Annotated in this window: 13 protein-coding genes and 2 pseudogenes; 5 read left to right on the top strand and 10 right to left on the bottom strand. The window is 29.3% G+C overall.

Going from position 1 to position 15,141, the window contains the following annotated elements; translation table 11 throughout:
- Positions 1 to 180 precede the first annotated feature (180 nt).
- From ACZ5N4_RS05095 to ACZ5N4_RS05080, 4 genes are all read left to right on the top strand, one after another.
- Complete coding sequence (locus tag ACZ5N4_RS05095; RefSeq protein ID WP_178908451.1) at positions 181 to 384, top strand: cold-shock protein; 204 nt, start codon at positions 181 to 183, stop codon at positions 382 to 384.
- 133 nt (positions 385 to 517) lie between these two features.
- Positions 518 to 1,012 carry a hypothetical protein gene (locus tag ACZ5N4_RS05090; RefSeq protein WP_464207740.1) on the top strand — a complete coding sequence of 165 codons (495 nt, stop codon included), beginning with the start codon at positions 518 to 520 and terminating at the stop codon, positions 1,010 to 1,012.
- Positions 1,013 to 1,663: 651 nt separating this feature from the next.
- Positions 1,664 to 2,152: a ferritin family protein gene (locus ACZ5N4_RS05085; RefSeq protein WP_464207738.1), complete on the top strand. Its 489-nt coding sequence runs from the start codon at positions 1,664 to 1,666 to the stop codon at positions 2,150 to 2,152.
- Positions 2,153 to 2,395: 243 nt separating this feature from the next.
- Positions 2,396 to 3,598 carry a DEAD/DEAH box helicase gene (locus ACZ5N4_RS05080; protein WP_464210835.1) on the top strand — a complete coding sequence of 401 codons (1,203 nt, stop codon included), beginning with the start codon at positions 2,396 to 2,398 and terminating at the stop codon, positions 3,596 to 3,598.
- A gap of 16 nt (positions 3,599 to 3,614) precedes the next feature.
- On the opposite strand, the gene ACZ5N4_RS05075 is transcribed toward ACZ5N4_RS05080, so the two are convergent.
- Positions 3,615 to 4,571, bottom strand: coding sequence for a diguanylate cyclase (locus ACZ5N4_RS05075; RefSeq protein ID WP_464207736.1), 957 nt, complete (start codon positions 4,569 to 4,571; stop codon positions 3,615 to 3,617).
- Entirely contained in the window at positions 4,571 to 7,675 is a 3,105-nt protein-coding gene (locus ACZ5N4_RS05070; protein WP_464207735.1) for a PAS domain S-box protein, read from the bottom strand. Before ACZ5N4_RS05070 ends, ACZ5N4_RS05075 begins: the two co-directional genes overlap by 1 nt.
- 298 nt (positions 7,676 to 7,973) lie before the next feature.
- On the opposite strand from ACZ5N4_RS05070, the gene ACZ5N4_RS05065 reads away from it, so the two are divergent.
- A complete protein-coding gene (locus tag ACZ5N4_RS05065) occupies positions 7,974 to 8,186 on the top strand; it encodes a hypothetical protein (protein ID WP_464207734.1) in 213 nt (70 codons plus the stop codon).
- Between the two features lie 74 nt (positions 8,187 to 8,260).
- Here ACZ5N4_RS05065 and ACZ5N4_RS05060 read toward each other — a convergent pair whose 3' ends face one another.
- The 8 genes and pseudogenes from ACZ5N4_RS05060 to ACZ5N4_RS05025 all read right to left on the bottom strand — a co-directional run bounded on the left by ACZ5N4_RS05060 (position 8,261) and on the right by ACZ5N4_RS05025 (position 15,002).
- Positions 8,261 to 10,288: a DUF6449 domain-containing protein gene (locus tag ACZ5N4_RS05060; RefSeq protein WP_464207732.1), complete on the bottom strand. Its 2,028-nt coding sequence runs from the start codon at positions 10,286 to 10,288 to the stop codon at positions 8,261 to 8,263.
- Positions 10,263 to 11,162: an ABC transporter ATP-binding protein gene (locus tag ACZ5N4_RS05055; protein ID WP_464207730.1), complete on the bottom strand. Its 900-nt coding sequence runs from the start codon at positions 11,160 to 11,162 to the stop codon at positions 10,263 to 10,265. Before ACZ5N4_RS05055 ends, ACZ5N4_RS05060 begins: the two co-directional genes overlap by 26 nt.
- The gene (locus tag ACZ5N4_RS05050) at positions 11,155 to 11,544 is read right to left on the bottom strand and encodes a GntR family transcriptional regulator (RefSeq protein ID WP_464207728.1); all 390 of its coding nucleotides are present in this window, start codon (positions 11,542 to 11,544) and stop codon (positions 11,155 to 11,157) included. The genes ACZ5N4_RS05055 and ACZ5N4_RS05050 overlap by 8 nt, the downstream gene beginning before the upstream one ends.
- 151 nt (positions 11,545 to 11,695) lie before the next feature.
- A complete protein-coding gene (locus tag ACZ5N4_RS05045; protein ID WP_464207726.1) occupies positions 11,696 to 12,706 on the bottom strand; it encodes a Gfo/Idh/MocA family protein in 1,011 nt (336 codons plus the stop codon).
- 162 nt (positions 12,707 to 12,868) lie between these two features.
- On the bottom strand, positions 12,869 to 13,444 hold the full coding sequence (locus ACZ5N4_RS05040; protein WP_464207724.1) for a phosphatase PAP2 family protein: 576 nt from the start codon (positions 13,442 to 13,444) through the stop codon (positions 12,869 to 12,871).
- Positions 13,445 to 13,537: 93 nt separating this feature from the next.
- Positions 13,538 to 13,645, bottom strand: a pseudogene (locus tag ACZ5N4_RS05035) (ATP-binding protein); the annotation flags it as partial.
- Positions 13,646 to 13,695: 50 nt separating this feature from the next.
- Positions 13,696 to 14,019: pseudogene (locus ACZ5N4_RS05030) on the bottom strand (response regulator); the annotation flags it as partial.
- A gap of 209 nt (positions 14,020 to 14,228) precedes the next feature.
- Entirely contained in the window at positions 14,229 to 15,002 is a 774-nt protein-coding gene (locus tag ACZ5N4_RS05025; RefSeq protein WP_464207722.1) for a DUF2278 family protein, read from the bottom strand.
- Positions 15,003 to 15,141 lie beyond the last annotated feature (139 nt).

The following is a 15,141-nucleotide window of genomic DNA, read 5'->3' as shown; positions in this document are numbered from 1 at the left end:
GTAAACTCTATAGTTTTGAACTAAATATTAATTGTTTTCGAAACTTGATCAAGGGAATCGTAATAATTTTCTTGATTTTGAAAAAACTTAATGATATAATATAAGAATTGCTAACAAAACATGATTATTACAAAAATGTGGTGTATTAATCTAAAATGTTTTGTCTTAGGAGGATAATTAATGAAAATCGGAACAGTAAAATGGTTTAACTCAGAAAAAGGATTCGGATTTATTGAAATTGAAGGTGAAAGTGATGTTTTTGTTCACTTCTCAGCAATTCAAGGAAACGCTCCTAGAAAGAGCCTTGAAGAAGGTGAAAAAGTTCAGTTCGATGTTGAAAAAGGACCTAGAGGTCTTCAAGCAACTAACGTTGTAAAACTATAAATTTAGTTTTGTATTATATTAAATTTTAATATATAAACAGCAATCGTTCTGCCACCTTTCCAAAGGTGGCTTTTTATTCAACGGTAATATTTGTAGTTTTTAAGATATTACATTATAAAGGAGATTATTTATAGTGAAAAAAAATTATAAAATGAAAAAAACAATATCCATGAAGATGTTTATTAATGAATTTGGTGAAAACTTCTCTAAACATATGAAAAAAAGACTACTTGAGCTAGAGGTAAGATGTGTTTTAACAAGAAAAGAAGATAGCTATAGACTTGATATTAAACACGTAGAGCATACGCAATATGCTTTTGATAATGACCATAATAACAGCACCTCCCAAAAAGAATATGTGTATGGACAACTTATAGTTATGGATGGAGCATTATACTACTCAGAGAGGTGTATAGAAAATGATATGGTTATGCAATCTCCAATTGTAGCTGTTATATATGACAACCTAGATAGCGAAGGTATGATTTTAGACAATGATAACAGAGCTAAAAAAATAGATGATAGTAGTATTGATTACGTTATAGATACTATGCTGACAGTATTTCCTGATGTGTCTCAATCATATCTAAATATCATAAAGGAAATGATTTCCCACGAAAGAAATTAATAATTAGCTTGTATTTTTTTTAGGATATGTTATAATTATATATCCGCGGTAAAATTAATTTATATTATAGAATAGTTGCAAGGTACATTTGCAAAATCAAATTTTTTTCAAATATTAGAGTTATATAAAATTAGAAAAATGATCGAATATCTTAGCTAGCAATTCTGAGAATCTTCAAACTCCATCTTCTAATTTAGTCCCTAATTTTTAAAATTTCGTTGGTTTTTGTACTAACAATACTACCATTATAGTATTTGTTGCGACAATTCTATTAAGTCGTAGTATTAGGAGGTATTAAAATGAACTTTTTAGATGTATTTATAATTACAGAAGATGTTATTGAAGAGTGTCTAATAGAATGTCTAGATTAATAATATCTAACTAAAAGCTATCAATGTCTAAAGCCATTGATAGCTTTTTTATTGATAATAATAACAACATTATAAATACTCAAGTTATTGATTTATATATTTAATTCCCTTGATTGCTGTATACCAAGTATATTTTATTAAATAATAATCAGTATTTTAAAATAAATTTTAAATTTATACTTGTATTATCTAAAGTTTGTATGTTATATTATTTACATCATATACTGAATATTTATGGTATTCTTGAACATTACATATTTATAAGAAGGGGTGGGGTATAATGTCATCAAATACATTTAATGGTTTAGAAATACTAAAAATTGCTATATTAATGGAGGAAGAAGGACGAAGCTTCTATACTAATGGAGCTAAATACACAACTGGAAAGATAAAAGACTTTTTATTAGCAGCTGCAGGACAAGAGTTTCTCCACAAAGAGCAATTTACAAAGTTATATAATGATTTATCAAGTAGAAAAGATGTAGATTATGATTACCTCTTTGATGCTGAAGTAACATCTTATTTAAAAGCTTTAATAGAAGATAAGGTATTTGATAAAAAAGAACCTTCTGAAGATGCTTTCAAAGATTTAAAATCTGCTATAGAATACGCTGTTAAGTCTGAAAAGCTTACTGTAGAAGTTTATACAAAAATGTATCAGGGAATTACAGAAGGTGAAGTTAAAGAAGTATTATTTAAATTAATAGATGAAGAAAAAGCTCATATAGATTATTTTACAAAATTACTTAATGAAATAGATAACGGTTAATTATATATAGAGATATAAGGTTCTAGTGCTCAGAATTTAGCATTAGAACCTTATTATTTAATATCTAAGAATCTTTGATAAACTCAAATCCTAGTCATCATACCAACTTATCAATTGACATTGATAAGTCTCTCATGAAAAGTCACTTAGGCTTTTCATCAAATTAAATTCATTTGACAAACAAGGGTAGTAAGTATAAAATTATAGGAGTTTTTAACAAGGCAAAATTTAAATCTGAAGGAGATAAATAACATGACCCCTTTTGATAAATTAGGATTAAATAAAAATTTGATAGAAGGAATAAAAAAAGAAGGAATAACTGAACCTACTGATATACAGGAAAAAATAATACCTGCTGCACTTGAAAATATTGATGTAATAGGTCAATCGCAGACTGGAAGTGGAAAAACTCTTGCTTATCTGTTGCCTATATTTGAAAAGATAGATAATACAAAAAGAGAGATGCAAGCTATTATATTAGCTCCAACCCATGAATTAGTTATGCAGATAAATAACCAAATAAAGTTATTATCTGAAAACTCTAATATTCCAGTAACTTCTGCTGCTATAATAGGAGAAGTTAACATAAAGAGACAAGTGGAAAAATTAAAAGAAAAACCTCACATAATTGTAGGTTCTACAGGGAGAATACTTGAACTTATTAAAATGAGAAAAATAAGTGCTCATACCATAAAGACTATTGTTATTGATGAAGGCGACAGACTGCTATCTCAAAACAACCTATCTTCAGTAAAAGATGTTATTAAGACTACAATGAGAGACAGACAGCTTATGATATTTTCAGCAACTATAAATGATGAAACACTTAAAATAGCAAAAGATTTAATGAAAGAACCTAAAATTATAAAAATTGAAGAAGAATCTTTAGTTAACCCTAATATTTATCATATGTATTTTACTGTGGAGCAAAGAGATAAGATTGAGTTATTGAGAAAGCTTATAGCTTCTATAAATCCTGAAAGAGCCATTGTATTTATAAACAAAAATGAAGAAACTCAGCTTACTGCACTAAAACTTCAACATCACCATATTAAAGCATACGGAATATTTGGTAATGCCTCAAAAGAAGAAAGAAAGAAAGCTTTAGAGGGTTTTAGAAGCGGAAAAATTCAAATTCTTGTGGCCTCAGACTTAGCGGCAAGGGGATTAGATGTAAAAGATGTAACTCATATATTTAATTTAGATTTACCCGAAGACCCAAAAGAATACCTTCATAGAGTAGGAAGGACTGGAAGAGCCGGAAAAACTGGAACTGCCATTTCACTAGTTACAATAAAGGAAAAGTCAGTAATTAAAAGATATGAAAAGAACTTTGAGATAACAATTGAACCAAAGGAGATACATAGAGGAATTATTATGGACCCAAAAGCAAGTAGACCACCTTTTAGGTCAAATAAGAGTCCTAACTTTAATAAAAAAAGATAGGTATATAATTATATACCTATCCCTTTACTATTTGATTTTTTCCGCTAATTTTCCCTTTATACAATGCCTTATCTGCACGAACTATACAGTTATCTATAGTTTCTTCATTAGAAATCTCTGCAATTCCACAGGTAAAAGTTATATTTAAATTAAAATTATTGTAGCTGTATTTTGTGTTCTCCACCTTTTTCCTAATCTTTTCAAATAAAACTGCTGCACCTTCTAAATCAGTTTTAGGAAGCATAACAATAAATTCTTCTCCTCCCCACCTTGCAAAGCAGTCCATTTTTCTTATAGATTCACTTATTGATTTTGTTAAGGACACTAATATAAAATCACCACATTCATGTCCATAAGTATCATTAACCTTCTTAAAGTTGTCTATATCAAATATACCTATAGCGAATATCTCTTTATATCTCAAAAATCTAGCATACTCTTCCTTCATTCTTTCAACCATATAACGTCTGTTAAAAATTCCAGTAAGATAATCTCTATTGGCAAGATAGTCCGAGCGTTCCTTTTCTTCTTCCAGTATTGTATTAGTTTCTTCAAGTTTAGCAATATATTTCTTTAATTTATCCTTTGATCGTTTAAGTTCAATATGGGTCCGTATTCTGGATTCTAAAATAACGGAATTAAAGGGTTTTGTTACATAATCAACTCCGCCTACCTCAAAACCTTTAACAATTTCATCTATTTCTGTCTTTGCAGTAACAAAAATAACTGGTATATCTTTTGTATTTTCATTACTTTTTAGCTTTTGACATATCTCGTATCCATCCATCTCAGGCATCATTATATCTAATAAAATGATATCTGGTTTTTCACTTTTTAAAAATTCAAAGGCTTGTTTTCCGTTTAAAGACATTACATATTCGTAACCGCTCTTTTTAACTATGCTTGCAAGATATTTAAGATTTTCAGGATTATCATCTATAATCATTACAAGTGCATTATCTAAGCTTTCCATTACATATCACCCCCCACATATATTAATCTATTCAACCAATCTTCAAGGTGTACAACACATTCATTAATTTTTATTACATCAAAGTATCCAACAGCCTTCTTTAACTCTACCCCTTCTTCATATAAATACTTTATATTATGTTGTTCTCCCAATGTAATTAGTAACTCTGAAAGTTCTTCTGCAACAGTTCCTCTTACTGCTATTTTAAGCTTTGAAACATATGGAGAAATAGTGTCCACTAACTGTTTTGCTAATAACGGAGAGAGTGTGCTCTCATTTTTAATAACCAATTGTCTATTTTCTGTGCTTTTTTCTTTAATACTTGGAATAAACTTTGTAATTTCCTCTAGTAATCTGGAAATAGTAACTGGTTTATATATAGCACCATCAAACTGTACACTATCGATGCTTCTATCCTCCTCAAACTTTACAGTAGCAGTTAATGCAATAATCGGTATAGATGCGGTATCTTTTGAGCTTTTAATTTTTTTTGTGGCTTCTATACCATCCATCTCAGGCATCATAATATCCATAATAATTAAATCTGGTTTTTCTTTAGATAATATATCTAATGCCTCAAATCCATTTTGTGCCATTACAACTTGTAATCCTACTTTTTCAAGTATTTCTTTCAAAATAATTCTATTTGAATCTACATCATCGGCAATAAGAACTTTTTTATTTTCAAACAATATTTTTGTAATTTGACTTTCATTGTTATTTTCACTGACAGGCTTTAGATTTGATACATTTAAATTCTGAATTATTAATGTAAATACACTCCCTTTACCAACAACACTTTTAACCGTTAACCTTCCATTCATCATTTCCGCTAATCTTTTACTTATTGAAAGACCAAGACCTGTTCCTCCATATTTCCTGTTATTTTGTCCATGTTGTTGTTTAAAAGATTCAAATATACTTTCCAAATCACTTTCCTGTATCCCTATACCAGTATCTTCAACAGAAATAGCTAAATTAAGTTTATCTTGATAAACAGAGCCAGAAAAATGCTTTTTCATAGATAGCCGAATATATCCCTTATCAGTAAACTTAACAGCATTTCCAACTAAATTTAAAAGTACCTGCCTTATTCTTGTTTCATCAAGAAGAAGTGTGTCTGGAATTTCACTACCAATTTCAACGTAAAACTGCAGCCCCTTTTGAGAGATCTCCCTACGAAATATCCTCTCAATCTCCTCAAGTATTCTCCTTGGATTAATAGGAATAACCTGGAGTTTCATCATCCCAGCTTCAATTTTAGATAGATCTAAAATATCATTTATAATATTTAATAGACTATTTCCAGCAATATTTATGGATTCTAGATAGTTTTTATGCTTTTCATCATTTTCTTCTGAATAAAGTATTTCACTAAAACCAATAATAGCATTTAACGGTGTCCTAATTTCATGGCTCATATTTGCTAAAAATTCACTTTTTGCCTTATCCGCTTTTTCCGCCATTTCTTTTGCATTTCTAAGCATCTCTTCTGTATTCTTACTTTCTGTGATATCTCTTGCTGTTGCTATGATAATTCTTCTTTCTAAATATCCATAAGAGTTCCAAGCAAGCCACCTATAGGTTCCATCTTTACACAGATACCGATTTTCAAATCTTACTACTTGTCCTCCAGTATTCAACCTCTTCAAAACATCAATGGTTTTAGTCTTATCTTCTTTATGAACAAGTTCTATAAATGATTTTGAATATAACTCTTCTTCACTCCAGCCTAGAGTTTTGCTCCATGTAGGGCTAATTCTTCTAAAGTATCCGTCAAAGTCATATACACATAGCATATCTAATGCTGTATTGAAAAATAATGAAATTTCGTTTTCCATAACCTTTTGATTGGTTATATCATTAGACAAAAACAGCAAATGGGTTTCTTCTTTCATACTAAATTGAACAAACCTACATTCAAGCCATACTTTATTTCCAAAGGTAGTGACCATGTTAACAGTTATTCTTTCTTCTTTTCCAGTACTTAAGGCTTTTATAGCTGCATCATAAAGATTATATTTTTTCCAAGTCTCATTATACTTAAAATTTTGTTTGAGCAGTTCTTCTCTAGTAGATCCTGCTATTCTTACAGCCTCATCATTTACTGATACACATTGTCCTTCTAAATTATAAGTCATTATACCTATGGGAGAACATTCGATAACCTTCCTGTTAAATGTATACGCCTCTCTAAGATGATCCTCCGCAATCCTTCTTTGTGTATCTCTTTTCTGTAATTTATCAAGAGTATCTTTAAGTTCTTTTGTTCTCTCTTCTACTCTCTTTTCCAATTCCTCATTCAGCTTTTTTATTGCTTCATCCTGTAATTTTTTTTCTGTAATATCTATAACAGCTGCAATACGATATTGAGGCTTTAAGTTTCCATCAAGAGACAATGATACAGTTAAGCTTACCCATACTATTGAAAAATCTTTTCTTATGTATCTTTTTTCTACAGTATAAGTTTCCATTTCATTATTTAGTGTTTTATAATAAAGTTTTAAGTCCTTTTCTAAATCCTCTGGATGAGTAATTTGTTTAAAGTTCATATCTATGAGTTCTTCTTTTGTATATCCTACTATCTCACAAAACTTATTGTTGGTTTTGATAAACATGCCTTCTAATGATAAGTAGCAAATGCCAACAGCTGCTTGTTCAAATATTCCTCTAAACTCTCTTTCACTTTTTAAAAGCTCTTTTTCAGCGGCATTTTTTTCTGTAATATCTTTAAAAAAGTAAAGTATGCACTTTATTCCATCTGTCTCAATAATTTGTGATACAACCGAATAACTTCTTATCTCACCTGATTTAACTCTAATATTTATTTCTAAATCTTTTATACTTCCTCTTTCTCTAAGAGCATCAATATATCTTAACCTATCTTCTTTGTTAATCCATATGCCTAATTCCAAGGCTGTTCTTCCTATAACATCTGCTTTTTTATATCCAAAATTATCTAAAACCGCCTCATTGCACTCTAAAATTCTTCCATCTTCATATGCAGAGATAGCTATTAGATTGGGATTTAATCTAAATATCTTGTCAAAAATACATTCACACTTACGCTTACCTTGTTCATTAAAAATATCGCTTTTTTTCATATTATCACCTCATCGATATCTTCTAAATAGGTTCTTGCAAGTTTTAAATAATTTTAATATTACAAAATTATCTATATATATTAAACAATAACTTCAATTTTGATATAAATCAACAATTTTATTATATATATATTAATATTTGTTATTAAAATTTTGTACTATTAACTGAACACTTTATCAAAAACTTCAACATTTAATTTAAAATCTTAAATTTTTTGATAATTTTCTTGTAATTTTCTTGATTCTTTAGTCATTACAGAATTATAATGATATGTACACAAAATTTAGAGGTGATGAAATGAAAGCTAAGGCACTAAAGATTAATGCAGCAGGAGTTGTTTTAACTTTATTAATTACTCGTATAATCTACAAGCTTACTAATTTTAGTTATTCTTTTAAAGGTGGAATTTTTAATCCAGATGTCATGCTGGACTTAGGAATATGCATTATTGTATTTGTTGGAGTTACAACTTTGCTCGAGAAAGTTTATGACAAAAAAGTTAATAAGTAATATACACAAATACAGCAAAAAAATCAGCTTACACCTAGGGGATAGCAATCTGCCCAGGGTGTAAGCTGATTTTCTTATTTATTAAAATAATCTTTTACAAAGTCTGGAGCATTATTTTCATCAAAGCTTCCATACTCTACATTTTTCTTTTCATTGTTATAAAATCCTATAACATATTTTGCATTACTGTTATTGTGAGGATAATCATAATTTCTTAAACAAGTTTCTATTTGGTTTTTGTCTTTTATTTCTAGTCTTTTTACATTGTTGCCATTTATGAATTGACCATTTTTACGTTTTTCCTCTAACTGCTGAGTGCTAGTAATCTTTTCTACTACAGCATATTGTATATCCACTGGCAGTACTCTTGCATTCTCAATATAACCTTTCTTTTTCAACCATTCTTCAAATAATTTATATGATTTTCTCCATGTAGTGTGAATTTGTTTATCATCACCATGAAGTCCTTTATCTTTTAATTTGGGATACTTATCTAGTTTATCTGCTGCAACCATAAAGCTTATGTCTGCCCATCCTGTTTTTTTATTGTCCATATCTTCATAAGTTTCATTATTAATATCCTGCTTTAATACATCTAATGCCTCTTTTATATCTTCTGGTTTTACTATTACCGACTGCTTGTTAACACCAAAAGAAGGATGAATAGTGATTTTTTCTATGTCAGAAGCATCAGCCTTTAAAATATCATATCTATTTTTCTTAAATTCTGAGCATTGATATATAGGTTTTAAATACTTTTTATATTCATCATAATCTATTCTATAACCTCTTTGAATTTTGCTTCCATCCTTTAATTCGTACATAAAAAAAATGCTTCTCAAGTCTTTATCATCTTTATACTTATTTTTGTTTTTATCTTCTATAAGCTTTTTGTGAAAATCATAAATATACTTCAAATTGTTTTTATCATAGTATGTATCCATATTGTATTTTTGAAATTTCTCATTATAATAACCTTCGCTAAAGTATATTTTATTAACATCATTTAAGCCTGGAAGCTTTTTTTCATAACCAACAATATCAAGATTGATTCCAGTTATCATGACCACCATAGCAATAGCATAAATAATATAACCTTTTATATTTTTAAATACCCATATAGATTTTTTTAATATCATTTCTGCTGCAAAATAACCTATTAAGGAACCAATTAAAAACCCGAGGTAAATCCAGCTTAATTTTTTCTGTGTTTGTAGAAAATATAGCCCTCCAACCAGCATCATACAGAATGTTGCTCCATATTTAAAAACATATTGCAAAGTTTTAAAAGCAATTGGTTGTGTTGCAGCTTCTAACTTTCTTTTGCTGTATACAAAGATAGCAGAAAAAAATAAAATAATACACAAAGCAATATAAACTGTTATTTCTGTTGTACTCATAGCTTTATCAAACTCATTAAACCCATTAAACCCGTAAAGAATCCTTACTATAGGTGAAAGTTTATTTATTCCATCATCTAAATTATAAATAAACCCATACAAGAACACCTCAAGATTAAAGGTCAATAAAGCCATTAATCCTGCTGGTAGAAATAGAAAAATATAAGTTAATACTCCCTGCATTACTGAAAGTCCTACAATCATTCCTACAAATACACAACTAAAGAAAAATACCATGTCCATTAAAATTGTGATTCCACACCACTGTATAACATCATAAATTCTATAGTATTGCCCTAAGTCCAGCGTACTTTTCATGATTATGCATATTGCCGCAATAATTAATACAGGCACTATTAATAATATAACTCCCATAATGACATGACTCATATACAAAGCACTTCTTTTTATTGGCAGACTATGAATCATATCTGATGATATTTTCACTTGAATATATCTAAAAAGAAAAATAGCAAGCAAAACTGGAACTGTTACTACAAGTAACCCTTGAATTTCCGAATTTCTAAAATGAAATAAGCTTTGAAATGCATCCTTATATATTTTATCTGCACTGTACATCATTAATATTTGAAGAGGTACAACAAAAAATAAAACTAATAAATATGCAGCACCAATCCATCCAACTTTTCTTAAATCATCAAAAAATATTCCCTTACTAAAAAATGATGTTTTTGATTTCATATCCTACATCCCCCATTTCATAGATGAAAATTTCCTCTAATGTTAAAGGCAAAATGTCTAAAATTACAGGGTTATATTTGTTAATCTGATTTAATATATTTTCTTTTTTACCTCTAACAATAATAAGCCTTATACTGCCTCTTTGTTCCTCATAAAGTACGTTAACATTCTGCAGTATTTCATCTGATATCTCTCCCTTAAAGGCTACCTGAATTTTATGAATATCTGATTTTAGGTCGTCTAATTCCTTTTCAAGTATTAAAGAACCTTCATGCAGTATTCCAATATGATCACATAAATCCTCTAGCTCTCTTAAGTTATGAGAGGATATGAGCACCGTCATCTGTCTTTCTGCTACATCTTGTATTATTAAACTTTTTACCTTTTGTCTCATAACAGGGTCTAATCCATCTAGAGGCTCATCCAAAATAAGTACATCCGGCATAGCTGATAGTGCAAGCCAAAAAGCAACCTGTCTCTGCATTCCCTTAGAAAGTCTATGTACTTTCTTGTTTTCATCAATATTAAAAGCCTCTTTCAATTTTTCGTATCTTTCATTATTCCATCTTTCATATATCCTTCTGTAAAATCTAGCCATATCTTTTATGCTGTATTGCGAAAAGAAGTAAAGGGCATCTGGTATGAATATAACTCTTGATTTTAACTCTGTATTTTCAAATACTTCTTTACCATCAATAAACACTTCACCTTTATCCTGTTTATATACACCAACTAAGGTTTTTATAAGAGTCGTTTTACCTGCTCCATTTGAGCCCACTAACCCATAAATAGATCCTTTATTTACATGAATATCTACATTTTTTAGTGCATCTAAGTCTTCAAAATGCTTACTTACATTTTTTGCTTCAATCATGATTTTTTCCCCCCCTAATCATGTCATCAACCTCAGAAACTATCCTCATAATCTCCTCTTTTTTCATCCCCAAATACATAGCTTCCGATAAAATTTTAATCAATTCTTCTTTTAATTTATTTATTTTTTCAGCATTTTCATTTGGCATCATAGGTGCTACAAAGCTTCCTTTTCCCGGTATAGAATAAATGTAGCCCTGTCTTTCTAGTTCTCTGTATGCCTTTTGTATAGTGTTTGGATTTATAGTAATTTCATTTGAAAGAGCCCTCACCGAGGGAAGCTGTTCATCTGTTTTTAATACCTCACTTATTATAAGTTCTTTAAATTTTTCCACCAACTGTTCATATATAGGCAATCTACTTCTAATATCTAATTGAAACATATGCTCCCTCCTTCCGTTATAACTGTATTAATAATATTAATACAGTTATAGTATATACTAAACTTTAAATTTTGTAAATAATGTAACATAAGCACAATAATGAAAATAGAGCGAAATTTTTTCGCTCTTATAAATTACAACTAAAAATATATTAATAATTAGAATTGACCTTGTCCGCTGGAAAAATTAATCCTATCTGCCTTCTTACTTGATCCATTATTTCCATCACTGATTGTGAAGCTCCAAGATAATTAATAGTAGAGTCTATGTTTCCTCTATGTATTAAATTTATAAACTCTTGTGCTTCATAGTACATATCATCCTTAATATGAAATTCTGTTAAATCCTCTTCTTCTCCATTCCTAAATATTATTTTTACTCTTTGAAAGTTATTGATGCCCTCAATTATTATGCTGCCATCTTCACCTTGAATTTCTGATGGTAAATATGAATTATTAATTTTCGAATAAAATACTACAGAATCCATATCATCATATTTAAACAGTATACTACCTTCTCCATCAACACCAGACTCTAACATTACAGCGTTTGCTTTTATTTCTTTTGGTTTACCAAATAGATTTATCATAGGATGTATGCAATAAACTCCTATGTCCATTAAAGCTCCGTTAGATAACTCAGGCTTAAAAGCATTTAGGACTATCCCCTCTTTATATTTATCATACCTTGATGAGTACTGAGAGAAATTTGCAAAGTATCTTCTTACCTTGCCTATTCTATGTAAATTGTCTTTTACCACCTTAAAGTTAGGAAGATATATTGTTTTTATAGCTTCCATCAAAACCACATTATTCTTTCTAGCTGTTTCTATCATCTCAACAGTTTCCCTTGAATTTGATGCAAAAGCTTTTTCACATAATACATGCTTTTTATGCTTTAAAAATAATATAGCATACTCTCCATGAAAAGCATTAGGTGATGCAATATAAACAGCATCGATTAAATCGCTTTTTGCCATTTCGCTCAAATTTGTAAAAGTATGCTTTACACCATACTTTTCAGCAAAAGCTTTTGCTTTTTCTTCAGTTCTCGAATAAACTGCATTTAAGACAAAATCCTTAACATTTGCCGCACCTTTTAAAAATAAATCTGTAATATTATTTGTACCTATAACTCCAAATCTTATTGCTCTTTTTTCCATCTATATTCATCCTTTCTATATCTTTTCAAATATTTCTATTATTTTACCACCACATCTAATCTACTGCAATGTAACAGTTATTTTTCTGCTCAAATAAGACTTTAAAGCAATAGAAAAAGGTGTATCACCTATATCTGAGATACCTTTTTAACCCTATATTTCTTAAGCCATATTAGGATATAAAAGCTTAAGTAATTTTCCTTCTATTGTTTCGTAGCGTATAGCAATTTTATCTTTAACAAGTATTTTGTAAAGATAATTTACAAACGCAGCAATTACAATGCCTCCAATTACATCTATAGGGAAATGATGTCCTACATAAACCCTAGAAAAACTTACTATGCATGATAAAGCAATTAAAATACGACCATATACTTTAAACCAATTATTTATACCTAGTGCTATACTCATAGTACCTATTGCATGGTCACTTGGAAAAGATGCATCTGCCACATGTGAATATAGTAAGTTTACCTTATTATGAACAAAGGGCCTATTTACATAGTAGATAAGTCCTATAGAAAAACTTATCAGAAGATTTATTGCTGTTAGTGCAAAGATATCCACTGCAATGCATCTGATTCTTATATCTTTTTTTATTATTCCCAGTATATACACCCCTGCTAATACCGCCATAAAAGCTATAGGAACATATTTTGAAAATATAATCATAATTTTATCTAAGACTATATTTTTGTGAGCTAATCCATTTATAAGATTAAATATATACATGTTCATTCTATATTCCACCTCTTACTATCTTAAGTAATTTTCTAATCTAATTCATTTAACAGATACATTTTCTCAATGTAACATTAAAATTAGATTAGATTATTTTAGAGGCAGACTAATAGTTATTTTTGTTCCCTTTCCCAATTTACTGTTAATAGATATAGTTCCGTTATGTATATCTATTATCTGTTTCACAATAGCTAGACCTAGACCACTTCCACCGGTTTTTTGGAAGCGAGCTTTATCTACTCTATAAAATCTATTATAAAAGGTTTAGTCATATAATCATCTGCACCCATATCAAGTCCTGTTATTTTATCTGATACATCATCCTTTGCAGTGAGCATAATGATTGGAATATCTGAAAACTGTCTAACTTTCCTGCAAACTTCGATACCATTTATTCCTGGAAGCATAATATCTAGTACTATCAAATCATAAATATTTTTCTTAGCTTTATTCAAGCCTTCTATACCATCAAAGGCAACATCCGCTATATAGCCCTCATGATTTAATTCCAACTGAATAAAACTAGAAATACTTTCCTCATCTTCAACTACTAAAATTTTATAGTTGTTCATAATACCCTCCCTTCAAGTGTCCTGTAAAAAGTCGAAGACTTAATTTAAAATAATTATGCATTACTATATCTACCTAATCAATCATTATTGGAATTTTTAATCTAAATTTAACCTGATAATTTTTACTTAAATAAAAAACACAAACCAGTGCTTTGCTACAATAAATGTAGCCTTAGCACTGGTAGCTATTGAACTTTTTAGATAAAATCCTATATATACTGACCTTCAAATCTCAAGAAAATACCTACCCATCTATCTTCTTCTTTTGATTTAAAATGAATAAGAACTCCTCCGTCTTGATATTCTCCATTATTAGATATCCATTCTTTTTTGTGGGAACTTCCCTGATTCATATGCACATCATGAATACCTCTTGGCCCACTTTTCTTTAAATTCATAAATCTCTCTTCTCTTGTTTCTCCTTCTTTTGTTTCAAAAGAATATAAATCTCCAAATATATAAATATCTGCATCCCTCTTTTTAGCTTGAATAATATGCTCATGCAGTTCGTGGTTCAAATCACTAGTTGTAGGAACAGTTTTGAATTCATCCATATCAAATAGGTTACTTCTTATATAATCTAAGGCTATTGCATTTTCTTTATTTTCTTCCTGATTATAATTAAATATCTTTATTCCGTAGTTTAGTCTTGATAGTTCTTTTAGTGAAAACTTTTTCTCATCCTTCACTTTTATATCTTCTTTAAATAGGTATTCCAATTTTGGGGTTTTTCTTCCTTCATGAGATCTAACATTAACTTGAACCTCAATATTGCCATTATTGAAAGGAAATTTACTCTCTTCCATGTATAATGTTTCAGCATGTATTCTAAAATAATAATGAAATACTCCTCCTAACTTTTCATAGCGGCATTGGACATCTCCTTCTAACTTCAATCTACCCTCTTTTTTCGGAACCTCACAGCCAATATTCGTAATAGTTTTTGCTTTTGCTTTGCACACAACGTATATAGGAATAGCCACACATACACCCCCATATTATTTCATATGTTATCTTATTAATTTTCTCTCCAGTTATGTATATTATTATACGATATTTTCTAATATTTTTTCATTTTTTAGAACTAGAGGGATAGATTTACATTTCCATAAATTAGATTTA

Source organism: Clostridium nitrophenolicum, assembly GCF_055391695.1.
This window is presented reverse-complemented; position numbering and strand designations above follow the sequence as displayed.

Coding starts and splice junctions, on each gene's coding strand:
- ACZ5N4_RS05085 (WP_464207738.1), top strand. CDS start 1,664: ATGTCATCAAATACATTTAATGGTTTAGAAATACTAAAAATTGCTATA.
- ACZ5N4_RS05050 (WP_464207728.1), bottom strand. CDS start 11,544: ATGTTTCAATTAGATATTAGAAGTAGATTGCCTATATATGAACAGTTG.
- ACZ5N4_RS05070 (WP_464207735.1), bottom strand. CDS start 7,675: ATGAAAAAAAGCGATATTTTTAATGAACAAGGTAAGCGTAAGTGTGAA.
- ACZ5N4_RS05095 (WP_178908451.1), top strand. CDS start 181: ATGAAAATCGGAACAGTAAAATGGTTTAACTCAGAAAAAGGATTCGGA.
- ACZ5N4_RS05075 (WP_464207736.1), bottom strand. CDS start 4,571: ATGGAAAGCTTAGATAATGCACTTGTAATGATTATAGATGATAATCCT.
- ACZ5N4_RS05045 (WP_464207726.1), bottom strand. CDS start 12,706: ATGGAAAAAAGAGCAATAAGATTTGGAGTTATAGGTACAAATAATATT.
- ACZ5N4_RS05055 (WP_464207730.1), bottom strand. CDS start 11,162: ATGATTGAAGCAAAAAATGTAAGTAAGCATTTTGAAGACTTAGATGCA.
- ACZ5N4_RS05040 (WP_464207724.1), bottom strand. CDS start 13,444: ATGAACATGTATATATTTAATCTTATAAATGGATTAGCTCACAAAAAT.
- ACZ5N4_RS05060 (WP_464207732.1), bottom strand. CDS start 10,288: ATGAAATCAAAAACATCATTTTTTAGTAAGGGAATATTTTTTGATGAT.
- ACZ5N4_RS05065 (WP_464207734.1), top strand. CDS start 7,974: ATGAAAGCTAAGGCACTAAAGATTAATGCAGCAGGAGTTGTTTTAACT.